The organism is Bacillus sp. GW821-FHT01G09 (assembly GCF_059422205.1).
Genome location: NZ_JBWKWL010000001.1, coordinates 445,366 through 469,137, shown reverse-complemented (window position 1 = coordinate 469,137; position 23,772 = coordinate 445,366). Strand labels below are relative to the sequence as shown.

The window sequence follows — 23,772 nt, the reverse complement described above, 5'->3', positions numbered from 1 at the left end:
ATAGGAAGATCATTTTACAGGAGAGGGATGAGCGCTGTGAAAAAAATAGCTGTCATTGGAACAGGTTATGTAGGACTCGTATCAGGCACTTGCTTTGCGGAGATCGGCAATAAAGTTGTTTGCTGTGATATCGATGAATCAAAAATCAGAAGTCTGAAAAATGGGGTAATCCCAATCTATGAACCAGGGCTTGCAGACTTAGTTGAAAAAAATGTGCTGGATCAGCGCCTGACCTTTACGAACGATATCCCGTCCGCCATTCGGGCCTCAGATATTATTTATATTGCAGTCGGAACGCCTATGTCCAAAACAGGTGAAGCTGATTTAACGTACGTCAAAGCGGCGGCGAAAACAATCGGTGAGCATCTTAACGGCTACAAAGTGATCGTAAATAAAAGCACAGTCCCGGTTGGAACAGGGAAACTGGTGCAATCTATCGTTCAAAAAGCCTCAAAGGGGAGATACTCATTTGATGTTGTATCTAACCCTGAATTCCTTCGGGAAGGGTCAGCGATTCATGACACGATGAATATGGAGCGTGCCGTGATTGGTTCAACAAGTCATAAAGCCGCTGCCATCATTGAGGAACTTCATCAGCCATTCCATGCTCCTGTCATTAAAACAAACCTAGAAAGTGCAGAAATGATTAAATACGCCGCGAATGCATTTCTGGCGACAAAGATTTCCTTTATCAATGATATTGCAAACATTTGTGAGCGAGTCGGCGCAGACGTCTCAAAAGTTGCTGATGGTGTTGGTCTTGACAGCCGTATCGGCAGAAAGTTCCTTAAAGCGGGTATTGGATTCGGCGGTTCATGTTTTCCAAAGGATACAACCGCGTTGCTTCAAATCGCAAAATCCGCAGGCTATCCATTCAAGCTCATCGAAGCTGTCATTGAAACAAACGAAAAGCAGCGTGTTCATATTGTAGATAAACTTTTGACTGTTATGGGAAGCGTCAAAGGGAGAACCATTTCAGTCCTGGGATTAGCCTTCAAACCGAATACGAACGATGTGAGATCCGCTCCAGCGCTTGATATTATCCCAATGCTGCAGCAGCTGGGCGCCCATGTAAAAGCATACGATCCGATTGCTATTCCTGAAGCTTCAGCGATCCTTGGCGAACAGGTCGAGTATTACACAGATGTGTATGCTGCGATTGAAGACACTGAGGCATGCCTGATTTTAACGGATTGGCCGGAAGTGAAAGAAATGGAGCTTGTAAAAGTAAAAAACCTCTTAAAACAGCCAGTCATTATCGACGGCAGAAATTTATTTTCACTTGAAGAGATGCAGGCAGCCGGATACATTTATCACTCTATCGGCCGTCCCGCTGTTCGGGGAACGGAACCCTCTGACAAGTATTTTCCGGGCTTGCCGCTTGAAGAATTGGCTAAAGACTTGGGAAGCGTCAATTTATAAAAAGAAAAAGTGTTACTTGGTTGAAGCTGCCGGCTGCTAGGCTCGGCCGCCGGCTCCTGAAACATCAGGAAAGGGGTTAAACATGTGAGTATCAAACGATCAGCGGTCCATACGCTAGCGTTACTGGCCGCTGCTATATTTGGAGTCGTCCTATTGCTAGGAGCCATCCATAAAGATATAGGTTTCATGCAGATGGCTGCTGTGCTTGCGGTGTTGGCAATTGGCCTGTTTTTACTGACTCTTGCAACCGCATTTACAACAAAAGAACGGCTCTTTATGGCTGTAATCTATATTTTGATCGCCTGCACTTTTTTAAATAATGCATTTTTCGCTATTCATCTTGGATTTTTCAGTTTGTTCCTTTACCGGCTTCTGCTCATTGCAGCGGGTTGCCTTCATATTTTCGGCATGGTTCGGAATCGAACCCATATTGAAAGATGGCATGGGCTGCAAGTAAAAGGGATATTGCTCTTTTTCGCCTTTTGGTTTATATATGGCCTTGTTTCTCTGCTGTGGGCCAAGTCGGTAACAGTTGGCCTCAAGTATTTAGCCTTATTGGCAATGGGAATTTTCTTCATTTATCTTATTGTCATGTACGTGCAAAAAATGGAGCGGCTGATGATTGTTTATGCCATTTGGCTGGTGATGACGGTATTTCTGATGATCATTGGTTTTTACAATCATATCACCCACCATCATCTTGCGAGTTCCACATTGTACAGCGGACCGGAGTATAAGCAGCATTATCCGACATCGGTCTTTTTTAATCAAAATGACTTTGCGACCTTTTTATCCATCAGCTTCTTTTTTTACATCACGATGATGAAAAACATTAAGAATGGATACATCAAGGCAATTGGCCTTGTGCTCTCGCTCTGTGCGTTGTATTTAATTTTTGCCACTGGTTCAAGAGCCAGCCTTCTGGGGATTTTTGCAGGTATTGCTGTCTACATCTTCATTGTATTGCCGCCTGTTTTAAAGAAAATGGCTATATGGCTGTCGGCGGCGGGAATTGCTCTTTTCGCAGTTCTTTTCGCCAGCAAAATCTATTCAAAGTTTTGGGAGCTGTTTCTGGCCCCGCAGACGCTGCATTCATTTCATGACAGGCTTCCATCAAATGTGGCTCGGGCAAATCTGCTGAAAAACGCTTGGCATTTTTTCCTTGATTCATACGGATTCGGAGTCGGGGCAGGAAATGTATCCTATTATCTTGAGCATTATGCTGTATATGATACTGACAATGTGGCAGAGGTGCATAACTGGCTTGTTGAAATTCTTGCTAATTTTGGCCTGTTCATCATGCTGGGATATCTGTCCGTTTATGCCTACCTCATATGGGTGCTTTACAAGTTTTATGAAAGAAAATTAGAAAATCAGTCAAAACTGATCACAGAAGGACTTATTACCGCTATGGTCAGTTTCCTGGTATCAAGTATCAGCCCAAGCTCTGTTTCAAATTTATTTTTCCATTGGGTGTTTATGGCGCTCGTCATCGCTGCCGTGAATGTGTTAAGGCGATCCAGACAAATGCCTGAGCCGATGTACAGATAAACAGACTACAAAAAGCAGGGAGACTTATATGAACGATATATTGATAAGAATAGCCCGTCGCATAAAAAAAAATATCATTTGGATCATAGCGGTGCCAATTATATTAGGTGCGGCGGGGTATATCCTGCCGTCACAGATCGCTGATCAAAAGAGCTATACAGCTGAAGATACTTTGGCTGTGGGGAGCTATGATCATCCGGTTTATAACAGCACAGAAGAGATTCCGCTTCTGCTAAAGAGCGACTCTTTTTTGAAGGAGGCGCTTCCTGATGAAAAGGATGAAGATGTAGCAGAGATCAAAGAGAAGCTTACAATCAAAACGGAATCCAAATCGTTACTGACTTTAAGCTATAGTGACGAGGATAAGGATAGAACGGAATCTGTCTTAAACGCCATATCCTCCACCTTCCTTAAAAACGATCAAAAGCTGTATGCAGAAAGAGAAGCCGTCATCCGCAGCAGCATAGACGCGCTTGAAGGCGAGTCGGTGAGCGAGGATTCCAAAGTGGATAAAGAGAGATTTTTATATGAACTCAAAAACACCCAGCTTAACCTGAAAGCGGCAAGTGTTACTGATTCCGAAACCGTAAGTGAGACAGCAGGCGGCGGTATGTCTCCGAAAAAGAAAGCAGTTCTCGGCGTTATGATTGGCCTTACGATTGCTTTTATGTTCGTTGTCATTCCTGAATTTTTCAGAGAATCCTTTTAAAATCATACGATGGAGATGTGATCATGACCAATTGGAAACCTCTCGTATCTGTCATTACACCTTCCTATAATGCGCGTGACTATATTGAAGACACGGTTCATTCGGTATTAGATCAGAGCCATCCTCATTGGGAAATGATTATCGTGGATGATTGCTCAACGGATGGGACCCGCGACATTTTACAGCAGTATGAAAAAATAGACGAAAGAATTCATGTGGTGTATCTGGAAGAGAACTCCGGAGCTGCGGTTGCTCGCAACAAAGCGTTGGAACGCGCTCAAGGGCGCTACGTAGCATTTTTGGACAGTGATGACAAATGGAAAAAAGACAAACTGGAAAAGCAGCTTGAGTTTATGATGGAGCGCTCCTGTGCGTTCTCTTTCACGGGCTACAGCTTAATGGCGCAGGACGGGACCCCGCTCGATAAATTTATTCATGCGCCGGAAAGCCTGACGTACGATGACGCCCTGAAAAATACAATTATCGGCTGCTTGACGGTGATGATTGACAGGGAGCAAACGGGACAGATCCAAATGCCGAATATCAGAACGAGACAGGACTTAGCCACATGGCTGTCTCTTTTAAAAAAAGGATTTACTGCCTATGGAATGAATGAATGCCTGGCTGAATATCGGCTTGTCAATAACTCAATTTCCAGCAACAAATGGAAGGCTGCGAAAAAAACGTGGTTTGTCTACAGGGAGATCGAACGGCTTCATTTTATGAAAGCAACATGGTGTTTTGTTCAATATGCAAAAAACGCGGTGAAAAAAAGATTATAGCCGCAAACAGAGAGAAAAGGTGATGAAGGTGGAAACAAAAGAAGCAATCATTCATGTCATCGTTGCCACTGCTGAATGGGGAAAAGACCAATTGAGATACAGAAGGCACCGGCTGGCAGAATTTTTAGCTGCTCAGGAGGAAACGAAGGAAGTTATTTGGGTATGTCCGGCTCCGCGTGCCCAAGGGAAAGAGTTTCAGGAAGTCCATTCTGGCATCAGGCAATTCGCTGTCAAAGACCTGCTGCAGAAAAAAATGTTTCGTTTCGGACGATATACAGATGCCTTTTACAGACATAAGCTCTCCCCATTAATCGATGAGCTTACACCTGCTTCTGCAAATGGTGAACGCTGCTGTTTATGGTACACGTTTCCCGGATTCCCGCTGCTGTCTTCGCTGTATCCTTGGGATCAGGTCATTTATGACTGCAGTGACTTATGGGCGGCGCCGATCAGCGGCCGATCAAATCTGCTGTCTGAATTCCGGCGAAAACTGATTAAATCGGCAGAGCTGAGAATTATACAACGAGCAGATTCAATAACCTGTTCATCAGATTATCTTCACAAGGAAGTAGACAAAAAACTGACTGCAGGACGAGAAAAGGTTCATACTGTGGAAAACGGTGTGGAGTATGAGCTGTTTTCTGCAAATAAACAAGCTCCCGATCGCAGTATACTGCAGGGGAGAGAAGGAACAGTGTTAGGTTTTATCGGCGGAATTAAACCGAAGCTCGATTTTAAAATGATTGAAGAAGCCGCCCTGCAAAAGCCTGATTGGACATTTTTATGGGTTGGCCCGGATGCCACCAATGGTGACGTTTCGTTTCAAGAGCTGCTGAGGCTTCCCAATGTCATATGGACCGGCCCGGCAGATCCGAAAGAAGTTCCGCATTTTATGGAGCTTATCGACATTGGCATCATGCCTTATAAAAAATCATCGTATAATCAAGCTGTGTTTCCGCTGAAACTATTTGAATTTTTAGCGGCAGGAAAACCTGTCGTCGGCTCTAATCTTCCGTCAACCTCAAAAATGCAAAAGCCGTATGTATACGAATATGTAGAAGGTGATCATCCAATTGATTTTATAGCAGCTTGTGAAAAAGTTCTCGAACAAAACGGAGACGAAACCTATAAAGAAATGCGCCGAAACATCGCTCGCGCACAAGATTGGAATTGCTTATTTAGACAAATTATGAAATATACAGGGATTCAAAAACATGCGTAGTCCTATAAATTGGGATGCGCGTTTTTTGATTATACGTGTTTCTTTTTGATGAAGCTTGTTATAATAACTAAGGAGAAGGTATAATGGAAGGAACGGTTCTCTATATAAATAAAGACTTCATTTAATTCCAAAGGAGACTTCTTTATGCTTGACGAACGCATGATTCGCATTGTTGTTGCGTTTATTGTCTCGCTGCTGACAGTTTTAATCATAACCCCAATCGTAAAAAGGATTGCGATTAAAATAGGTGCAGTTGACCAGCCCAGCAATCGAAAAGTACATGACAAAATCATGCCCCGCATGGGCGGGCTGGCCATATTTATCGGGGTGGTTGCAGGCGTGCTTGCATCCGGTATTTACACAGAAACAAGGATGACGGCAATTACAGTCGGAGCATTCATCATTATTGTGTTAGGTATTCTTGACGATAAATATCAATTAAGTGCAAAAGTTAAGTTTTTGATTCAATTAGGTGTAGCCATTATGATTGTAAGCACTGGCTTAAAAATGGACTTTTTCTCAGTACCTTTTTTAACAGAACGATTTGAGTTAGGATGGATGGCTTATCCGCTGACGGTATTATGGATTGTCGGCATCACGAACGCAATTAACCTGATTGATGGATTGGATGGCCTTGCTGCCGGTCTTTCTGTTATCGGCCTGTCAACGATCGCTGTCATGGCGCTATCCGGCGGAAAAGTGCTCATTCTGTCACTCTCATTAGTCGTTATTGCCAGCACGCTGGGGTTTTTGTTTTACAACTTCCACCCGGCAAAAATCTTTATGGGAGATACGGGATCACTTTTTTTAGGGTATAGTATTTCGATTCTTTCATTATTAGGCCTGTATAAAAGTGTCACATTGTTCAGTATCGTTATCCCGATTATTATATTAGGCGTACCGATTTTTGATACAACATTTGCTATCATCAGGAGAATATTAAACAAACAGCCGATTTCAGCGCCTGATAAGTCGCATATTCACCATAGACTGATGGCCTTTGGCCTTTCACATCGGATGTCGGTCTTAGTTATTTATTTAATTGGATTTATTTTCAGTATCAGTGCGATTGTACTTAAAAGTGCCACAATTTGGCTTTCTTTGTTTATTATCTTCATTTTAATTATTTTTATGCAAATCATAGCAGAAGTGACAGGACTCGTGAATGAAAAATTTAAGCCGTTTACAAAGTTTTATAAACGGCTGGTGAAAAGGAATTAAAAATTCCGGCTTATGTGCCGGAGTTTTTTTCTGCGCAAAAATGCCCGATCCTCTAAAAGGACCGGGCATTTTTTAATAGGATGAATCAGTTGTTGAATTCGTTGTACTGTTGTTTGAGCTTGTGCTGCTGTCATTCGAATAGCTGCTTCCGCTCGTCGTCCCGTCAGTTGTTGTGCCAGTGCTGCCAGAACTGCTTGAGCTGTCAGCCCCGTCTGTTGCATTTCCGGTACCGGAAGTGCCAGTGCTTGTATCAGGAGTATAATCTAAATGCTCTTGAAGCGTTTTTCTGACTTTCTCAAGATTTGTAGCATCAGGTTCAAAGTAATATGTGTTGTTGGGCCCTAAATACAAATCAGAACCTGTAATGCTTAATGTGTCGATTTTTTTGCTGGTAAAGCCGCTGTAAATCTGCTGAAGCGCTAAACCTTCAGTAATGCGAATATTGGTTTCAACGTTTTCGCTGGCTTTTTCTGCGATTTTATCAATTTTAGCAATGTTGCTTGCACTTGACATTCGGTCAATCAGCGCGTTTAAGATTTGTTTTTGTCTGTCATTACGGCCAAAGTCTCCGCGTTTATCCTGTTTTCTCATCCGGGCATATGCTAAGGCTTCTTCGCCGTTCAAATGCATCTCGCCTTTTTTGAAGTAAATCCGTTTGCTTTCGTCTACATCACTTTTTTCATCGAAATCGAAAGGCACGTCTACATCAATACCGCCGACTTCATTAATCACATCTTTAAATCCGTCAAAATCAACTGTGACATATTTATCAATCGGGATTTGCAAGAAGTTTTCAACAGTTTCAACTGTCTCATCTTTACCGCCTTTGCTGTAAGCGGCATTGATCTTCGTCTTGCTTCCCGTTGTGTCACCAGCTAATTGCACACGTGTGTCACGCGGAATGCTCAGCATTTTCATGGTTTTATTTTTGGGATCCAGGGTAACAACAATAAGAGAGTCTGATCTCCCTTTTTGTCCTTTAGTCGCGTAATCCTCTATTCCCATAAATAAAATAGAAAACGGTTTTTTCTTCATGTCTACAACTTCGTTGCGAAGATTTGATTTATTCCCGCGGGATAGGGCATCGTACGATTCATCCGCAGCGTTAATGGTTTTATAAAGTTTATACCCGCCAAGCCCTACAACTACCAATAGTGCAAGGGCGAACAATAACATAATTCTTTTTATAATTTTCCTGCGTTTGCTCTTTTTCTTTTTTCGCACACGCACTCTAACGCGTTCAGCCATTATTCAGTCTCCTTTATGTGATTGACGGCTTTTTCAAGATACGTCAACTCTCCCTCTTTAATATCACTCTTTCCATTTGTCAGTTCTGTCATCCATTCAGAAAAAGCGTTTGTTTCTTTTTCTTCGACGTATGTTTCGAATTCAACATTTTCTGAATAATGGATTTCCTTTAACAGAAATTGTGACTCCCTTAATTCATTTTCAATCTTGCCAAGCCATGTGTAATCTGCAGAAGTATGCATGATTCGCATAAGCTTCCGTTCTACAACACCTATATGATTTAATCCTTCAGACACTGATTTCCCATAAGCGCGAATTAGTCCGCCAGCCCCAAGCTTAATGCCTCCGAAGTAGCGTGTAACGACGGCGCAAGTATCCTTCAGTCTGCGTTTTTTTAAAACCTCGAGCATCGGCACTCCCGCTGTACCGCTTGGTTCTCCGTCATCATTGGCTTTTTGGATATGATCATTCTCGCCAATAACATAAGCCGAGCAATTATGAGTCGCATTCCAGTGCTGTTTCTTTATTTTCTGTATAAATTCCTGTGCCTCTTGTTCGGTAGAAACACGGCTTAAATGACAGATAAAACGCGATTTTTCTATAACAATCTCGTGTTCTCCTGCTTCTTTCACAGTAAAATAGCTGTGCAGCATGCTAGCTGACCCTCCTGCTAAGCATAAAAGACTGCCTATACAAATTCGTACAGTCTTTAGAATTTTTGTGCGTATTTTGGTATCATAAAGAGTAGATAGTATATAAAAATGTTTTTTTCTAGAATATACGCATTCTTTCATTATAATTCGACATAATTTGCAGATCAATTACATTTATAATAAAAATATATGACAACGCCGTGACGGAGGGAAATTATGAATAAAACAAAGATGGATTCCAAAGTGCTGGATTCTATTTTGATGAAGATGCTGAAAACCGTTGACGGGAGCAAGGACGAAGTTTTTCAAATCGGGGAGCAGTCACGCCAGCAGTATGAACAGCTGGTCGAAGAACTGAAACAAATTAAACAGCAGGTGTATGAAGTGATCGAGCTTGGCGATAAACTTGAAGTGCAAACCCGCCATGCGAGAAACCGTTTATCCGAGGTCAGCCGTAATTTTCATAGATTCAGTGAAGAGGAAATCCGCAATGCTTATGAAAAAGCCCATAAGCTGCAGGTAGAATTGACGATGATCCAGCAGCGTGAGAAGCAATTGCGCGAACGGCGGGACGATTTGGAGCGCAGATTGCTAGGGCTTCAGGAAATCATTGAGCGGTCAGAATCATTAGTAAGCCAAATTACAGTTGTGCTCAACTACTTGAATCAGGATTTGCGCGAAGTTGGACTGCTTCTTGCTGATGCTCAGGCAAAACAGGATTTCGGCTTAAGAATTATTGAGGCGCAGGAAGAAGAGCGAAAAAGAGTCTCAAGAGAAATCCATGACGGACCCGCTCAAATGCTGGCGAATGTTATGATGAGATCGGAATTAATCGAGCGGATTTTCCGTGACCGGGGCGCAGAGGACGGATTCCAAGAAATTAAAAATCTACGCCAAAATGTTCGGAATGCCCTTTACGAAGTGAGAAGGATTATATATGATTTAAGACCGATGGCCCTTGATGACCTAGGCCTGATTCCAACTTTAAGAAAATATCTATATACAACCGAGGAATATAACGGGAAGGTCAAAATACATTTTCAGTGCATTGGAGAAACAGAGGATCAGAGGCTAGCGCCTCAGTTTGAGGTTGCGCTCTTCAGGCTCGCACAGGAGGCTGTGTCTAATGCGCTAAAGCATTCTGAATCTGAAGAAATTACAGTCAAAGTTGAGATCACAAAGGATTTTGTGATTTTAATGATAAAAGATAACGGTAAAGGGTTCGACCTGAAGGAAGCGAAAGAGAAGAAAAACAAATCATTCGGCTTGCTGGGCATGAAAGAAAGAGTAGATTTATTGGAAGGAACGATGACGATAGATTCGAAAATAGGTCTTGGGACATTTATTATGATTAAGGTTCCGTTATCTCTTTGACTATGATTTGTAAAATAGAGCCAAAAGGCATATTGACCGAATGCTAGAGTATATAGAACAATAATACAAGGAGGCGTGGCTTGTGACTAAAGTAAACATTGTTATTATCGACGACCATCAGTTATTTCGTGAAGGTGTTAAACGGATATTGGATTTTGAACCTACCTTTGAAGTGGTAGCCGAAGGTGATGACGGAGACGAAGCGGCTCGTATTGTTGAGCACTATCATCCTGATGTTGTGATCATGGATATCAATATGCCAAACGTAAATGGTGTGGAAGCTACAAAACAGCTTGTAGAGCTGTATCCTGAATCTAAAGTAATTATTCTATCAATTCACGATGACGAAAATTATGTAACACATGCCCTGAAAACAGGTGCAAGAGGTTATCTGCTGAAAGAGATGGATGCTGATACATTAATTGAAGCGGTTAAAGTAGTGGCTGAGGGCGGATCTTACCTTCATCCGAAGGTTACTCACAACCTCGTTAACGAATTCCGCCGCCTTGCAACAAGCGGAGTTTCTGCACACCCTCAACATGAGGTTTACCCTGAAATCCGCAGACCATTACATATTTTAACTAGGCGGGAATGTGAAGTGCTGCAGATGCTTGCAGACGGAAAAAGCAACCGCGGTATTGGTGAATCATTGTTTATCAGTGAGAAAACCGTTAAAAACCATGTCAGCAATATTTTACAAAAAATGAATGTAAACGACCGGACGCAAGCCGTTGTGGTCGCCATTAAAAATGGCTGGGTAGAAATGAGATAGTATAATAGGAGACTTGCCTTTTTCTAGGCAGGTCTTTTTTTAGGCTGCCGTTTCCCTTACAATAGAGTTATAAAGCAATAAGGCAGGTATCGAAGCTATGAATATTGCAGTCGTAACAGACAGCACGGCATATATTCCGAAAGAAATGCGTGAACAACATCAGATACATATGATCCCTCTCCAGGTTGTTTTTGGGGAGGAGACTTACCGTGAAGAAATTGAGTTGGACTGGAAAAGCTTTTACGAAGAAGTGAAAAAACATAATGAGCTCCCGACGACTTCTCAGCCGCCAATCGGCGAGCTGGTTGCGTTGTATGAAGAGCTTGGCAAGTCTTATGATGCGGTTATCAGTATCCATCTTTCCAGCGGGATCAGCGGAACATTCAGCAGTGCAGCAGCGGCTGATTCGATGGTCGACAATATTGATGTGTATCCATTTGACTCAGAGATCAGCTGCTTGGCTCAAGGCTTTTATGCCCTTAAAGCTGCTGAATTAATCAAAAACGGAGCATCCTCGCCGGAAGATATTATAAAAGAACTGGAAGAAATGAAAAAAACAGTTCGAGCTTATTTTATGGTAGATGACTTAGCTCATCTTCAGCGCGGCGGGCGATTAAGCAGCGCCCAAGCCTTCATTGGTAGTCTTCTAAAGGTAAAGCCTATCCTTCATTTTGACAATAAGGTAATTGTGCCTTTTGAGAAGATTCGCACACGTAAAAAAGCAATTTCGCGAATTTATGAGCTTTTAGACGAAGATGCGAGTAAAGGGTTGCCTATGCGAGCTGCTGTTATCCACGCTAATCGAGAGGAAGAAGCAGCGAAAATCATTGAAGAGCTTTCTGCAAAATATCCTCATGTTGAATTTTATAACAGCTATTTTGGCGCGGTAATCGGCACTCATTTGGGTGAAGGTGCGCTAGGAATTTGCTGGTGTTTTAAATAAGGCCAAATCTCCGTTTTTAGAGCGGAGATTTTTTTATATTCCTATTTTGATTGTTGGACAGAAAATATTCATTCAGGCATACTGTCTCGAAAGGAGGCGTGCTATGTGAATGTGCCAGTTGAAAAAAACAGTTCCTTTTCAAAAGAATTGCAGCAGACGCTTCGAAGCCGTCATTTGCTCAGGACTGAGCTCTCATTTTCCGATGAGATGATTGAATGGCATATCAAGAATGGATATATCACTGCTGAAAATTCTATATCCATAAATAAACGGGGATATAGATGTAATAGGTGCGGCCAAACTGATCAGCGGTATTTTTCTTTTTATCACTCATCTAGAAAGAATAAGCTGTATTGCCGTTCCTGTGTCATGATGGGCAGAGTGAGTGAGGAGGTTCCTTTATATTCATGGAAAGAGGAAAATGAATCAAACTGGAAGTCTATTAAGCTGACATGGGGCGGCAAGCTTTCAAGCGGACAACAAAAAGCCGCCAATGTTTTAATTGAAGCAATATCAAAAAAAGAAGAGCTCCTCATCTGGGCGGTTTGCGGCGCTGGCAAAACAGAAATGCTGTTTCCTGGTATAGAATCAGCGTTAAATCAAGGACTGCGTGTATGTATTGCAACACCTCGCACCGATGTTGTATTAGAGCTTGCTCCAAGGCTCAAGGCTGCCTTTCAGGGTGCTGACATTTCAGCGCTTTACGGAGGAAGCGATGACAAAGGGCGGCTATCTCCGCTTATGATTTCCACTACGCATCAGCTTTTGCGATATAAAGATGCAATCGATGTTATGATCATTGATGAAGTTGACGCTTTTCCATATTCTGCTGATCAAACCCTTCAATTCGCTGTTCAAAAAGCAAGAAAGAAAAACAGCACCCTCGTTTATTTAAGTGCAACACCTCCTAAAGAATTAAAAAGAAAAGCACTGAACGGACAGTTACATTCAGTTCGCATCCCCGCAAGACACCACCGGAAACCTTTACCCGAACCGCGCTTTGTATGGTGTGGAAACTGGAAGAAGAAATTAAACCGAAATAAAATTCCGCCAGCGGTGAAAAGATGGATAGAGTTTCATGTAAAAGAAGGGAGGCCTGTTTTTTTATTCGTTCCTTCCGTTTCTATTCTGGAAAAGGCTGCTGCGTGCTTTAGAGGTGTTCATTGCCGAACCGCATCTGTGCACGCGGAAGACAAGCATAGAAAGGAGAAAGTGCAGCAATTCAGAGATGGTCAGCTCGATTTATTAATCACAACAACAATACTGGAAAGAGGCGTCACAGTCCCCAAGGTGCAAACGGGTGTACTAGGAGCGGAATCACCTATTTTTACGGAAAGCGCACTTGTTCAAATTGCAGGAAGAACCGGCCGGCATAAAGAATATGCGGACGGCGATGTCATTTACTTTCACTTCGGCAAAACAAAGAGTATGCTCGATGCAAGAAAGCATATAAAAGAAATGAATGAATTGGCAGCAAAAGTTGAATGTACAGACTAGCCATTATTTGAAAACGTGGTACAGTATACTCATATAACCGATGATGAGGAGCTGTAAAAATGCTTGTCAATTCAAAAGAAATCGTAATGAAAGAACTGCTCGACCGATATATGGACCAGCTTCATATGGCCTGTACTTGCCAAGTATGCCAAAACGATGTATTGGCACTTTCTTTAAACAAAGTGAGTCCATCCTACGTTACTGATCTTAAAAAGATCGCATATACGAAAGCTGAGCTGGTAGATAAACAAAAAAACACAGCAATGCTTGTCATTTTGGCTGAATCTGCTGCTGTAGTTTCAGAGAGTCCAAGCGATTTATGTCAAACGAAGCAGGAGGAGGCATTCATAAACTGATCTGTTTATTATGTGATTCGCAATTTTCTCAAGATGTTACATGGAGAGCCCTTTTTTTATTAAAGCCTGATGAAAAGGTTTGTTATTCTTGCAGAAGCAAATTAAAGAAAATCACAGGACATATCTGCCCCCTGTGCGGCAGACCTCAATCTGTTCATGCCGTATGCAGGGATTGCGAGGTGTGGAGAACAAGGATCAGAGACAGTTTGCTATTGCGTCAAAACCGTTCAGTTTACACATATAATGATATGATGAAAGAAACGCTCTCCCGTTTTAAATTTAGAGGAGATGCAGAAATCATAAATGCATTTAAAAGTGATTTTTCTTCAACCTTTTCTAAGGTTTACCCCGATAAGCATTTTGTTCTTGTACCTATTCCGCTGAGCAAGGAACGGGAAGAAGAGCGCGGATTTAACCAGGCACAGCTCTTGGCAGAATGTTTAGACCGGCCTTCCCACCATCCCCTCATTCGCCTGAATAATGAGAAACAGTCAAAGAAAAAGAAAACAGAACGCCTGCTGTCAGAGCGCATTTTTGATACAAAAAATAATTCAGCAGAAGGTATGGATATCATTTTAATAGACGATCTTTATACAACAGGCGCCACCTTGCACTTCGCAGCCCGCTGCTTATTAGAAAAAGGAAAAGCCGCTTCAGTGGCATCTTTTACCTTGATCAGAAGCTAAATGATTCTGTTTTTATGCCGATATAATCACTAGAAATTGACACAGGCATATTATCTAATAAGGAGAAAAAAAGATGGGAGAACTGGCTAATTGTCCGAAATGCAATGCTTTATTTTTAAAAACAAAGCTGCAAACCGTATGTCAGGCGTGTATTAAGGAAGAAGAAAAATCATTTGAGACTGTCTATAAATTTTTAAGAAAACAGGAAAATCGGCAATCAACTTTGAGCCGGATAACTGAGGAAACAGGTGTGGAAGAAGAGCTGATATTGAAATTCATCAGGCAGAAGCGAATTCAGATCACTCATCTTCCTAATTTGGCATACCCTTGTGAAAGGTGCGGGACATCGATTAGAGAAGGCAAGTTCTGCAAGGTTTGCCAGTCCGATATTAAGGATCAAATGGATCATTTGAACCACGAGGATGCTCTGAAAATCGAGAAAGAAAATAGTAAAAAAGACACATACTATGCCTATAATACCAAAAACAGCTGATTCCCTAAACTAACTGAAAACGCAGTCGATAAAAGGGTTAAGATTGTTTAAAGACTGCAACGGAAAGCGAGAGGAATCCTATGAAAATCAATCAATTTGGAACACAATCCGTTAATCCATATCAAAAAAATTATGATAAGCAAGCGGTGCAAAAAACTGCTGCACAGCCTCAAGATAAAATTGAAATTTCATCACAGGCTAAAGAAATGCAACATGCATCCGACGCAGTCGCTGGTTCACGACAGGAAAAAATTGCGCAGCTTAAAGCGCAAATTGAAAACGGGTCATACAAAGTAGACGCAAATCATATCGCGAAAAATATGATTAATTTTTATAAAAAGCAATAAAAAAGGAGAAAGCCCATGTCAGCGAAGGCAATTATTGAACAATTGAAGCGACTTTGCGTTCTGCATGAGCACCTGCTCACGCTGTCTGAAGAAAAGACGGAAGCGCTCAAAGCCGGCAAAACAAAAGAGCTTTCTAACATTTTGACAAAAGAGCAAAAATATATTCAAGCGATCACGCAGACAGAAGATGACCGGATCAAAACAACTTCGGCCTTTCTCGGATATAGCGAAAATAATACTATTTCCGCATGTATCGCCAAAACCTCAGGCAGTGAAAAGGAAGAGCTGGAACAACTATACGAATCTCTTTCTCAAGTTCTCGGACGTCTGAAAAAAGTAAATGAGATGAATAGGCAGCTGACAAGAGACGCGCTGCAATTCATCTCTATTTCGTACGATATGCTGGTTCCTAAGGAAAATAACTTCAATTACAGCAAATCAATTAAAGCTGAGCTGCCGAAAAGCAGCCAAATGAAACTGTTTGATTCAAAAGCTTAGCAGAAAGGAATTCAGAAAATGACATCTACCTTTATGGGGCTTGAAACTGCAAGGCGGGCGTTAAGCGCCCAGCAGGCAGCTTTAAGCACTACTGCAAATAACGTGGCAAATGCCAATACTGATGGTTATACAAGACAGCGGGTCTCATTGGAGGCAACTGACTATTTCCCTGCTGTATCCAAAAACGCAGAAAAAACAGCGGGACAAATGGGTACGGGCGTTCAAGGAAAATCAGTTGAGAGAATAAGAGATATCTTTCTTGACTACCAATACCGTCTTCAAAACAACAGTGCCGGATACTATGACACGAAGGCCAAAGCGCTGTCCCAAATGGAAGGCGTTTTAAATGAAACGGATGACAGCGGCTTGAACAGTGTGCTCAATTCGTTTTGGAACTCCCTGCAGGAATTATCGAATAATACAAATGAAGAAAGTGCACGTTCTGTTGTTGCTCGAAAAGGACAAGCTGTAGCTGAAACATTTAATTATATTTCTGAATCACTTACAAATGTCCAATCGAATTTAAAAGCAGAGCTAAATACAACTGTGTTGGATGTCAATTCTCTGCTTTCTCAGTTAAACAGTTTAAATAAGCAAATTGCACAAGTAGAGCCGGTCGGGCTTCTTCCGAATGGTTTATATGACCAGCGAGATTTGCTGATCGATAAATTATCCTCAATGGTTGATATCAAAGTCAGCTACAACAAATCAGGCGGGAATGCGCTTGCTTCTGCTGAAGGAACTGTATCAATTGAAATCCTCGATAAAAATAAACAGTCGCTAGGAACTGTTTTGGACGGTAAAAATTACGAGGTTTCAGAACTTGCAGCCAACTATGATAATGAAACTGGGTTAGTATCAAGTATTTCAATCGGAGATACAGCTGTGCAGGCGGAGTCCTTCAGCAGCAAGGGATCCCTTTTAGGATTTATAGAGTCCTACGGGTATATAACAGCAGACGGCCAAGAAAAGGGCGTATACCCGGAAATGCTTTCTGATCTTGACAATATGGCGCTTGAATTCGCGAAAGCTTTCAATGAAGTGCACAGAAATGGTGTGACCAAGAGCGGTGAACAAGGCGGAGACTTTTTTGATTTTACTGGCGGTGAAACTGAACCTGCCAAGGGAGCGGCGGGCAAGATCAAAGTGGCTGACAGCATAATAGATTCAAAAGGCGCAAACATTGCTTTCTCACTGACTGGTGCAGCCAACGATAACGCAAATGCTACAAAACTAGCAAATGTTTTAACCGGTAAAATTACTATTAACGGTAAAGAAACTAGTGTGTTAGATTATTATGCTGGTCTGATTGGCGAGCTAGGGATCGAAGCTCAAGAGGCTAATCGACTGGCGTCTAATACAGAAACACAGCTAAATGATGCTGACATAAACCGTCAGCAAATGAGCGCAGTTTCTTTAGACGAAGAAATGACGAATATGATTCAATTCCAACACGCATACAATGCAGCTGCAAGAATGGTGACTTTACAAGACGAATTGCTTGATAAAGTGATCAATGGCATGGGTGTTGGAGGAAGGTAGGTAGAGTCACATGAGAGTAACACAAGGCATGATACAGCAAAACTCACTGAGATATATCGGTTCGAGCTACTCGAAACTGGATAAACTCCAGTCGCAGATTTCTTCAGGGAAAAAAATCTCAAAAGCTTCCGACGATCCTGTAGTAGCAATGAAAAGCTTAAAGTATAATACGCAACTGTCTCAAGTGCAGCAGTACAAAAGCAATGCTTCTCAAGCCTTTACCTGGCTCGAAAACACAGAAACAAACATTACAGAAGGAATTGACATCTTGTCAAAGGTCAGAGAATTAGCGGTTGAAGCTCAAAATGATACAAACGGCGAGTCGGAGCGGCAAGCGATTGGCGTAGAGGTAAAGCAGTTAAAGGAACAGCTTTTAAATATTGCGAATACACAAGTGAACGGCAGATATATCTTTAATGGCACAAATTCAGATAAGCCTCCGGTTACAGATAACGGAGACGGAACTTATACAATTTCTGATACAGCTGATGTCGTAGTCAATATATCAAATAATATGTCATTGAAAGTGAATTCAGATCCAAAGTCAGCTTTTGGAGGCACTTCTGAAAGCGGGCAGAATGTATTTGAAATGCTTGATTCTTTTGAGAAAGCACTAAATTCTGGTTCGCTAGATGGCATGGACAGTGTTTTAGATGATATTGATCATTTTTCTGACGGCATGAGTGCTGAACGATCTGATCTTGGAGCGAGATATAATCGTCTTGAATTGGTTAATACAAGACTGTCAGCGCAAGAAGAAACAGCTACCAAAGTGTTATCAGACAATGAAGATGTAGAACTGGAAGAAGTAATAACTGAATTTATTGCGCAGCAAAGTGTGCACAGGGCTACTCTGGCCGTTAATGCACAAATTGTTCAGCCTACATTGATTGACTTTTTAAAGTAAGCGGCTCTTAGGAGTTCGCTTTTTTTATAGTTCAGGAGGTAGAGTGATGCAGATTCCCAGATTGATTATGCATAGTGTTCAAGGGAAAATAGGTTTAACAACGACGCCCGCCAGCTTAAAAATGGAGCAGCCGCAAGCCGATCTTGAGATCCAACAGCCGAGTGCGGAAATGGAAATATCGGTGACACCTGGAAAACTCACGATTGACCAGACACAAGCATGGGAAGAATTAGACAGAAAGCATGTTTTCAAGAGAATTGAAGAAGCCGCCCAACAAGGACATGAGGATGTAATGGAGGGGATAGCCCGTACTGCCGAAGAGGGAGACGAGCTTATGAGAATTGAAAATAAGGGGAATCCAATCGCTTCACAAGCAAGGAGGAACTCTGAAATACACCAAATTCAATTAGGCGAACATTATGCTCCTTCTCTTTCAAGGGTGAAAATACAATATACTCCGTCACAGCTCGATGTTCAGATTACGCCGCGAAAGCCTGTTATTCAGGCTGAGCCGCATAAGCCAATTGTTGAATATACGCCAGGAAATGTTAAGGTTGACATGCTTCAATACCCTGATTTAAATATAGATGTAGAATACCCGAAAGAATCACCCGAAAAGTAAAAAGAAAAGGATCGTGAACAATGATCATTCATACGAAGTACCATGGCCAAATGAACGTAAAAGAAGAACAAATCATTCTTTTTGAAAACGGAATTCCAGGTTTTTTAGAAGAAAAACAGTTCGTCATTCTTCCGCTTTCGGAAGACTCTCCATTCGTGGCACTGCAGTCCGTCACTTCAGAAAATCTTGCGTTTATCGTCGTAAGTCCGTTTATCTTTTTTAAGAATTATGAATTTGACCTTGATGAATCAACTGCTGAACTTTTGGATATCGATAATATTCAAGACGTAGAAGTCATGACAATATTGACTATGGCAGAGCCATTCGAAAAGTCTACTGCGAATTTATTGGCTCCCATAATTGTGAATCGCAAGAACATGATGGCTAAGCAAGTCGTTTTACACGACTCCTCATATACGACAAAGCATCTGATTGGAGGAGAATCATGCTAGTTTTATCGCGGAAAATAAACGAAGCGATTCAAATAGGCACTGATATTGAAGTGAAAGTGATTGCGGTTGAGGGGGATCAAGTGAAGCTTGGAATTGACGCCCCAAAGCATATTGATATTCATCGGAAAGAGATTTATTTAACCATTCAGGAAGAAAATAACCGTGCGGCGTCGTTATCCAGCGATGTGATCTCCGCATTATCCTCACAAAAAAAGTGAGGATTTTTTTATTTTTGTATTAACAAAATCAGAGACAATCCGATATTAATGATGTAGCCGGGAGAGGGCACAAATGGCTCCGCCGATTACAAAATTGAGGCACAAGGACGTGCCTAAACAACATATTCAGGGAGGAAATAAAAATGAGAATTAACCACAATATCGCAGCGCTTAACACACTGAACCGTTTGTCTTCAAACAACGGTGCAGCACAAAAGAACATGGAGAAACTTTCTTCAGGTCTTCGTATCAACCGTGCGGGAGATGACGCAGCTGGTCTTGCGATCTCTGAAAAAATGAGAGGACAAATCAGAGGTCTTGATATGGCTTCTAAAAACTCTCAAGACGGAATCTCTCTTATCCAAACAGCTGAGGGTGCATTGACTGAAACTCATGCCATCCTTCAACGTATGCGTGAACTTACTGTTCAAGCTGGTAACACAGGTACACAGCAACCTGAAGATTTAACTGCAATTAAAGATGAAATGGATGCTTTAACTGAAGAGATCGATGGTATCTCTCAACGTACTGAATTTAACGGAAAAAAACTTTTAGACGGTAGTGTAACAGCAGGATTTACATTCCAAATTGGTGCAAATGCTACCCAAAATATTAATGTTACAATTGGCAACATGGATGCAACAACTTTAGGAGTAAAAGGGATCGATGTTTCATCAGCTACTTTTAGTTTTGACACTGAGATCGCGAAAATCGATACTGCAATTACTAGCGTTTCAAGCCAACGTTCAAAACTTGGTGCGGTACAAAACCGCTTAGAGCACACAATTAACAACCTTAGTGCTTCTTCTGAAAATTTAACAGCTGCTGAGTCTCGTATCCGTGACGTTGACATGGCGAAAGAAATGAGCGAGTTCACAAAGAACAACATTCTTTCTCAAGCTTCTCAAGCAATGCTTGCTCAAGCGAACCAACAGCCGCAAAACGTACTTCAATTGTTACGTTAATTTTAGAGAGGACCTTGGCGTTGCCAAGGTCTTTTATTTATATTTCTAACTCCGAATCATTCCACTTGCTGTTATTAAATCATGATATAATAACCGGATTCTCCACTTACTTTTTATAAACGTATTTCCAAACTAAGAAATCTAAAACGGATGAGATTTTTTCCAAAAATATGTGTAATCTTATCTCGATTTAGTCGATATAAACGATAGATTGGGGCATAGGGGATGATCAATTGAACATTGAAAGGCTCACTACGTTACAACCTGTTTGGGATCGTTATGATACTCAAATACATAATCAGAAAGATCATGAGAGTGAGGTTCCTGTTCATCAAGTTTCATATACCGACCTTGCTGAAATGGTAGAGGGAATGAACAAGTTTTTGGAACCTTCGCAAGTTCATCTGAAGTTCGAGCTTCATGACAAGTTAAATGAATACTATGTAAAGGTAATAGAGGACTCTACAAATGAAGTGATCCGCGAAATTCCACCAAAACGGTGGCTTGATTTTTATGCGGCTATGACTGAATTTCTTGGGTTATTTGTAGATGAAAAAAAGTAGATTAGGAGTGGTTTGAAATGGTCACGAGAATAACAGGTCTGGCGTCAGGAATGGATATAGATGATATTGTATCAAAGCTGATGCAGACAGAAAGAGCACCGCTTAATAAGCTAACACAAAAAAAGCAGACTCTTGAATGGCAGCGTGATAGCTATCGTGAAGTAAACTCGAAAATAAAAGAATTCCAAGATTATATGTCTAATAATAAGCTGACATATCCGAGTACGTTTCAGAGTAAAACCGTAACAAGCTCAAACGAATCTGTGTTAACTGCTACAGGAACTGCAAGTGCAGCAAACTCTTCATCTACTATTGAAGTAGCAAGTTTGGCAACTGCTGCGACATATAAGGCAAACAATTATACAGGATACACACAGGGCGATTATAATTTGGCATTTAACGTTGTTGCGCCTGGTGAGACAGCCGCAAAAACAGTGAACATTAGTGTGACGAGCGCTGATACGATTGATAATGTGATTTCTAAACTTAACAGCTCAGATCTAGGAGTATCAGCTTTTAAAGATAAAATTTGGAATGGTACAGAGTATGTGGAAACCATTGCGTTTTCTTCTAAAGCAACAGGTGCAGGAGGCAGTATACAAGCAGCAGACTCTGCTACAGCAGATTTTATGTCTGGCCAGCTAGGTTTTTCTTTGGACACTGATAATAAGATTACTGCTTACAAAGAAGGAACGAATGCAAAAGTCACCATCAACGGCTTTGAAATGGAGAAGCTGACAAACAATTTCACGGTGAATGGCGTTACTTATTCGATCAAAAATACAACTGCAGCCACAGGCCCTGTTACCACATCTGTATCTACTGATGTTGACGGGATTTACAACCAAATTAAAGAGTTTGTGAATAAATACAATGAACTGGTTGACAGCCTGAATGAAAAGTTGAAAGAAGAAAAATACAGAGACTATGCGCCGCTGACGAGTGAACAAAAAGAAGCCATGTCCGATAAAGAGATAGAACTCTGGGAAGAGAAGGCAAAAAGCGGTTTGCTGAAAAATGATACCAGCATCAGCACCGGCACGAATCAAATGCGGACTGATTTTTATTCTCAAGTTAGTGCGGATGGAAAAACCTATCAATTAACTGAATTTGGCATCACAACGTCTGGTGCTTACCAAATGCGAGGACATCTAGAAATTAATGAAGACAAACTGAAAGCTAAAATACAAGAAGATCCGCAAAGTGTTGCCGCCTTATTTACAAGCGGGTCGAACAGCAGTGCTTATAGTGATAAAGGGATTATGAAACGTATCGGTGACACACTGAAAAGTACGGTGAAAAGCATTGAAGCAAAAGCCGGTAACTCGACAATGGGAACCAATGACTACTCAATCGGTAAAAATTTAAACACGATCAGCACAGATATTACTAAAATGCAGGACCGGTTGACCACAATAGAAAACCGCTATTATACAAAATTCAGTGCAATGGATTCTGCGATTCAAAAAATGAACGAACAATCGTCCTATTTATCACAGCTTCTAGCACAATAAATGTAATTTGGAGGATGACACATGGCGATCCAAAATCCTTATACAGCCTATCAGCAAAATTCAGTGAATACGGCTACACCCGGTGAGCTGACGCTTATGCTGTATAATGGCTGTTTGAAATTTATAAGACTTGCCGCTCAGGCCATTGAGAATGATGATATGGAACGTAAAAATGAAAATCTGATTAAAGCGCAAAATATTATTCAGGAATTAAATTTTACACTTAACCGTAACATAGAGCTTTCCGCTTCTATGGGTGCGATGTACGATTATATGTATCGCAGATTGGTACAGGCAAATATTAAAAATGATACGGGCATGCTGGCTGAGGTTGAAGGCTATGTAACAGATTTTCGCGATGCTTGGAAACAGGCCATTCAAAGTGAGCGGAAGGACCGGCACGGATCAGGCGGGATCGCATGAATAACATAGATCAACTATACACTGAGACGAAGAGTATGCTGTCACACATACAAAATACGCCGGAAAGCGATGAGCTTTTAAAACAAATTGAAGACTTTGTGGCTAAACGGTCTGAACTGATTCAGGAGATATCTCTGCCGCTTTCAGAAGAAGAGCGAAAGCAGATGAAGCTTGTGCTGACATGGGATCAGCTTATTGTGAAGGAAATGGAACGACTGAAGCAGTCAATCGCAGCAGAACTTCAGCAGATGAAAAGAAAACGTGTGATGCATACCACGTATTTAAATCCTTATAACAACATTACGATTGACGGCACATATTATGACAAGCGTAAATAGGTGAGTGCCTTGAAGAGCATTGAAGATTATACGCTTTTATCAGCTTATTATCATCTTCTTTTTACCATTGAAGAAGGGTTGTGTTATTTGATAGAGGCTGAAGAGAATTTATCAAAAACAGAAGGGGATCGGATCTACCAAGATCTGATCCAAGCCTTTTTTTATTTGGATTCAACACATTCAACACTTCTCTTCATTATGGATTCGCGGTGTGCTGAAATTTGTGTGAAAGCATTTGACCAAATTTTTGCGGAGTTTGATCAATTGGTCTCTTTCTCTTTTCCCTCTCATGAGTTCAGTGAGTATTTAAAGGAACATTTTCTGATTCATTATAGAAAATGGATGCTGTCTATTCATCAATGTATGGAACCCTTTTTAATCAATTAGGCGTGTTTGAGGTATTTGTTTCGTTCAATCAGCATATACATATACCTCCGAACCGCCAATAACAGAG

General features: G+C 41.3%; 28 protein-coding genes. 26 read left to right on the top strand and 2 right to left on the bottom strand.

What is annotated here, in order from left to right; genetic code table 11:
- Positions 1-36 precede the first annotated feature (36 nt).
- From tuaD to AC07VD_RS02320, 6 genes are all read left to right on the top strand, one after another.
- The gene (gene tuaD / locus AC07VD_RS02345; protein ID WP_033880429.1) at positions 37-1,422 is read left to right on the top strand and encodes a UDP-glucose 6-dehydrogenase TuaD; all 1,386 of its coding nucleotides are present in this window, start codon (positions 37-39) and stop codon (positions 1,420-1,422) included.
- A gap of 84 nt (positions 1,423-1,506) precedes the next feature.
- On the top strand, positions 1,507-2,973 hold the full coding sequence (gene tuaE / locus AC07VD_RS02340) for a teichuronic acid biosynthesis protein TuaE (RefSeq protein ID WP_032726971.1): 1,467 nt from the start codon (positions 1,507-1,509) through the stop codon (positions 2,971-2,973).
- Positions 2,974-3,001: 28 nt separating this feature from the next.
- Entirely contained in the window at positions 3,002-3,682 is a 681-nt protein-coding gene (gene tuaF / locus AC07VD_RS02335; RefSeq protein WP_017695313.1) for a teichuronic acid biosynthesis protein TuaF, read from the top strand.
- Between the two features lie 23 nt (positions 3,683-3,705).
- Positions 3,706-4,464: a teichuronic acid biosynthesis protein TuaG gene (gene tuaG / locus AC07VD_RS02330; protein WP_003242619.1), complete on the top strand. Its 759-nt coding sequence runs from the start codon at positions 3,706-3,708 to the stop codon at positions 4,462-4,464.
- A 28-nt stretch (positions 4,465-4,492) separates the two neighbouring features.
- Complete coding sequence (gene tuaH / locus AC07VD_RS02325) at positions 4,493-5,686, top strand: teichuronic acid biosynthesis protein TuaH (RefSeq protein WP_327826083.1); 1,194 nt, start codon at positions 4,493-4,495, stop codon at positions 5,684-5,686.
- Between the two features lie 144 nt (positions 5,687-5,830).
- A complete protein-coding gene (locus tag AC07VD_RS02320) occupies positions 5,831-6,907 on the top strand; it encodes an MraY family glycosyltransferase (RefSeq protein WP_003227975.1) in 1,077 nt (358 codons plus the stop codon).
- Positions 6,908-6,979: 72 nt separating this feature from the next.
- On the opposite strand, the gene tagV is transcribed toward AC07VD_RS02320, so the two are convergent.
- Both tagV and AC07VD_RS02310 read right to left on the bottom strand, forming a co-directional pair.
- A complete protein-coding gene (gene tagV, locus AC07VD_RS02315; protein WP_101169637.1) occupies positions 6,980-8,155 on the bottom strand; it encodes a polyisoprenyl-teichoic acid--peptidoglycan teichoic acid transferase TagV in 1,176 nt (391 codons plus the stop codon).
- Complete coding sequence (locus AC07VD_RS02310; protein ID WP_003227979.1) at positions 8,155-8,808, bottom strand: YigZ family protein; 654 nt, start codon at positions 8,806-8,808, stop codon at positions 8,155-8,157. Before AC07VD_RS02310 ends, tagV begins: the two co-directional genes overlap by 1 nt.
- A gap of 216 nt (positions 8,809-9,024) precedes the next feature.
- On the opposite strand from AC07VD_RS02310, the gene degS reads away from it, so the two are divergent.
- The 20 genes from degS (at position 9,025) to AC07VD_RS02210 (ending at position 23,705) form a co-directional block, all read left to right on the top strand.
- Complete coding sequence (gene degS, locus AC07VD_RS02305; RefSeq protein ID WP_003227983.1) at positions 9,025-10,182, top strand: two-component sensor histidine kinase DegS; 1,158 nt, start codon at positions 9,025-9,027, stop codon at positions 10,180-10,182.
- An 82-nt stretch (positions 10,183-10,264) separates the two neighbouring features.
- The gene (gene degU / locus AC07VD_RS02300; protein ID WP_003219701.1) at positions 10,265-10,954 is read left to right on the top strand and encodes a two-component system response regulator DegU; all 690 of its coding nucleotides are present in this window, start codon (positions 10,265-10,267) and stop codon (positions 10,952-10,954) included.
- A 97-nt stretch (positions 10,955-11,051) separates the two neighbouring features.
- Positions 11,052-11,897 (top strand): DegV family protein, encoded by an 846-nt coding sequence (locus AC07VD_RS02295; RefSeq protein ID WP_003227986.1) that lies wholly within the window; start codon positions 11,052-11,054, stop codon positions 11,895-11,897.
- A 105-nt stretch (positions 11,898-12,002) separates the two neighbouring features.
- The gene (comFA, locus tag AC07VD_RS02290; RefSeq protein ID WP_134154577.1) at positions 12,003-13,394 is read left to right on the top strand and encodes an ATP-dependent helicase ComFA; all 1,392 of its coding nucleotides are present in this window, start codon (positions 12,003-12,005) and stop codon (positions 13,392-13,394) included.
- A gap of 59 nt (positions 13,395-13,453) precedes the next feature.
- Complete coding sequence (gene comFB, locus AC07VD_RS02285; protein ID WP_015483764.1) at positions 13,454-13,750, top strand: late competence protein ComFB; 297 nt, start codon at positions 13,454-13,456, stop codon at positions 13,748-13,750.
- Positions 13,714-14,436: a comF operon protein ComFC gene (comFC, locus tag AC07VD_RS02280; RefSeq protein WP_494721565.1), complete on the top strand. Its 723-nt coding sequence runs from the start codon at positions 13,714-13,716 to the stop codon at positions 14,434-14,436. Before comFB ends, comFC begins: the two co-directional genes overlap by 37 nt.
- A gap of 73 nt (positions 14,437-14,509) precedes the next feature.
- Positions 14,510-14,929 (top strand): TIGR03826 family flagellar region protein, encoded by a 420-nt coding sequence (locus AC07VD_RS02275; RefSeq protein WP_024572694.1) that lies wholly within the window; start codon positions 14,510-14,512, stop codon positions 14,927-14,929.
- An 80-nt stretch (positions 14,930-15,009) separates the two neighbouring features.
- Positions 15,010-15,276: a flagellar biosynthesis anti-sigma factor FlgM gene (gene flgM / locus AC07VD_RS02270; RefSeq protein ID WP_015384783.1), complete on the top strand. Its 267-nt coding sequence runs from the start codon at positions 15,010-15,012 to the stop codon at positions 15,274-15,276.
- A gap of 15 nt (positions 15,277-15,291) precedes the next feature.
- The gene (gene flgN, locus AC07VD_RS02265) at positions 15,292-15,774 is read left to right on the top strand and encodes a flagellar protein FlgN (RefSeq protein WP_014481048.1); all 483 of its coding nucleotides are present in this window, start codon (positions 15,292-15,294) and stop codon (positions 15,772-15,774) included.
- An 18-nt stretch (positions 15,775-15,792) separates the two neighbouring features.
- Positions 15,793-17,316, top strand: a complete 1,524-nt coding sequence (gene flgK / locus AC07VD_RS02260) for a flagellar hook-associated protein FlgK (protein WP_003228001.1) — start codon at positions 15,793-15,795, stop codon at positions 17,314-17,316.
- 10 nt (positions 17,317-17,326) lie between these two features.
- A complete protein-coding gene (gene flgL, locus AC07VD_RS02255) occupies positions 17,327-18,223 on the top strand; it encodes a flagellar hook-associated protein FlgL (protein ID WP_015714797.1) in 897 nt (298 codons plus the stop codon).
- A gap of 46 nt (positions 18,224-18,269) precedes the next feature.
- On the top strand, positions 18,270-18,845 hold the full coding sequence (locus tag AC07VD_RS02250; protein ID WP_124059230.1) for a DUF6470 family protein: 576 nt from the start codon (positions 18,270-18,272) through the stop codon (positions 18,843-18,845).
- A gap of 20 nt (positions 18,846-18,865) precedes the next feature.
- Positions 18,866-19,297 carry a flagellar assembly protein FliW gene (gene fliW, locus AC07VD_RS02245; protein WP_124059229.1) on the top strand — a complete coding sequence of 144 codons (432 nt, stop codon included), beginning with the start codon at positions 18,866-18,868 and terminating at the stop codon, positions 19,295-19,297.
- Complete coding sequence (gene csrA / locus AC07VD_RS02240) at positions 19,291-19,515, top strand: carbon storage regulator CsrA (protein WP_043858776.1); 225 nt, start codon at positions 19,291-19,293, stop codon at positions 19,513-19,515. The genes fliW and csrA overlap by 7 nt, the downstream gene beginning before the upstream one ends.
- Before the next feature lie 143 nt (positions 19,516-19,658).
- A complete protein-coding gene (gene hag / locus AC07VD_RS02235) occupies positions 19,659-20,480 on the top strand; it encodes a flagellin Hag (protein WP_029725988.1) in 822 nt (273 codons plus the stop codon).
- A 233-nt stretch (positions 20,481-20,713) separates the two neighbouring features.
- Entirely contained in the window at positions 20,714-21,043 is a 330-nt protein-coding gene (gene flaG / locus AC07VD_RS02230; RefSeq protein WP_017695303.1) for a flagellar protein FlaG, read from the top strand.
- A 17-nt stretch (positions 21,044-21,060) separates the two neighbouring features.
- Positions 21,061-22,557: a flagellar hook-associated protein 2 gene (locus AC07VD_RS02225; RefSeq protein ID WP_494721566.1), complete on the top strand. Its 1,497-nt coding sequence runs from the start codon at positions 21,061-21,063 to the stop codon at positions 22,555-22,557.
- A 21-nt stretch (positions 22,558-22,578) separates the two neighbouring features.
- Positions 22,579-22,980, top strand: a complete 402-nt coding sequence (gene fliS, locus AC07VD_RS02220; RefSeq protein WP_003243747.1) for a flagellar export chaperone FliS — start codon at positions 22,579-22,581, stop codon at positions 22,978-22,980.
- The gene (gene fliT / locus AC07VD_RS02215; RefSeq protein ID WP_014481040.1) at positions 22,977-23,318 is read left to right on the top strand and encodes a flagella biosynthesis regulatory protein FliT; all 342 of its coding nucleotides are present in this window, start codon (positions 22,977-22,979) and stop codon (positions 23,316-23,318) included. The genes fliS and fliT overlap by 4 nt, the downstream gene beginning before the upstream one ends.
- 9 nt (positions 23,319-23,327) lie before the next feature.
- Entirely contained in the window at positions 23,328-23,705 is a 378-nt protein-coding gene (locus AC07VD_RS02210) for a DUF8042 domain-containing protein (RefSeq protein WP_024571529.1), read from the top strand.
- The last annotated feature ends 67 nt before the right edge of the window (positions 23,706-23,772 follow it).

What these genes read in the sequence shown, in the direction of transcription:
- AC07VD_RS02275 (WP_024572694.1), top strand. Translation starts at nt 14,510, where the DNA reads ATGGGAGAACTGGCTAATTGTCCGAAATGCAATGCTTTATTTTTAAAA.
- AC07VD_RS02310 (WP_003227979.1), bottom strand. Translation starts at nt 8,808, where the DNA reads ATGCTGCACAGCTATTTTACTGTGAAAGAAGCAGGAGAACACGAGATT.
- csrA (WP_043858776.1), top strand. Translation starts at nt 19,291, where the DNA reads ATGCTAGTTTTATCGCGGAAAATAAACGAAGCGATTCAAATAGGCACT.
- flgM (WP_015384783.1), top strand. Translation starts at nt 15,010, where the DNA reads ATGAAAATCAATCAATTTGGAACACAATCCGTTAATCCATATCAAAAA.
- flgK (WP_003228001.1), top strand. Translation starts at nt 15,793, where the DNA reads ATGACATCTACCTTTATGGGGCTTGAAACTGCAAGGCGGGCGTTAAGC.
- AC07VD_RS02225 (WP_494721566.1), top strand. Translation starts at nt 21,061, where the DNA reads ATGGTCACGAGAATAACAGGTCTGGCGTCAGGAATGGATATAGATGAT.
- fliT (WP_014481040.1), top strand. Translation starts at nt 22,977, where the DNA reads ATGAATAACATAGATCAACTATACACTGAGACGAAGAGTATGCTGTCA.
- comFB (WP_015483764.1), top strand. Translation starts at nt 13,454, where the DNA reads ATGCTTGTCAATTCAAAAGAAATCGTAATGAAAGAACTGCTCGACCGA.
- comFC (WP_494721565.1), top strand. Translation starts at nt 13,714, where the DNA reads ATGTCAAACGAAGCAGGAGGAGGCATTCATAAACTGATCTGTTTATTA.
- flgN (WP_014481048.1), top strand. Translation starts at nt 15,292, where the DNA reads ATGTCAGCGAAGGCAATTATTGAACAATTGAAGCGACTTTGCGTTCTG.
- AC07VD_RS02250 (WP_124059230.1), top strand. Translation starts at nt 18,270, where the DNA reads ATGCAGATTCCCAGATTGATTATGCATAGTGTTCAAGGGAAAATAGGT.
- AC07VD_RS02320 (WP_003227975.1), top strand. Translation starts at nt 5,831, where the DNA reads ATGCTTGACGAACGCATGATTCGCATTGTTGTTGCGTTTATTGTCTCG.
- fliS (WP_003243747.1), top strand. Translation starts at nt 22,579, where the DNA reads ATGGCGATCCAAAATCCTTATACAGCCTATCAGCAAAATTCAGTGAAT.
- flgL (WP_015714797.1), top strand. Translation starts at nt 17,327, where the DNA reads ATGAGAGTAACACAAGGCATGATACAGCAAAACTCACTGAGATATATC.
- degS (WP_003227983.1), top strand. Translation starts at nt 9,025, where the DNA reads ATGAATAAAACAAAGATGGATTCCAAAGTGCTGGATTCTATTTTGATG.
- tagV (WP_101169637.1), bottom strand. Translation starts at nt 8,155, where the DNA reads ATGGCTGAACGCGTTAGAGTGCGTGTGCGAAAAAAGAAAAAGAGCAAA.
- hag (WP_029725988.1), top strand. Translation starts at nt 19,659, where the DNA reads ATGAGAATTAACCACAATATCGCAGCGCTTAACACACTGAACCGTTTG.
- AC07VD_RS02295 (WP_003227986.1), top strand. Translation starts at nt 11,052, where the DNA reads ATGAATATTGCAGTCGTAACAGACAGCACGGCATATATTCCGAAAGAA.
- tuaF (WP_017695313.1), top strand. Translation starts at nt 3,002, where the DNA reads ATGAACGATATATTGATAAGAATAGCCCGTCGCATAAAAAAAAATATC.
- tuaG (WP_003242619.1), top strand. Translation starts at nt 3,706, where the DNA reads ATGACCAATTGGAAACCTCTCGTATCTGTCATTACACCTTCCTATAAT.
- fliW (WP_124059229.1), top strand. Translation starts at nt 18,866, where the DNA reads ATGATCATTCATACGAAGTACCATGGCCAAATGAACGTAAAAGAAGAA.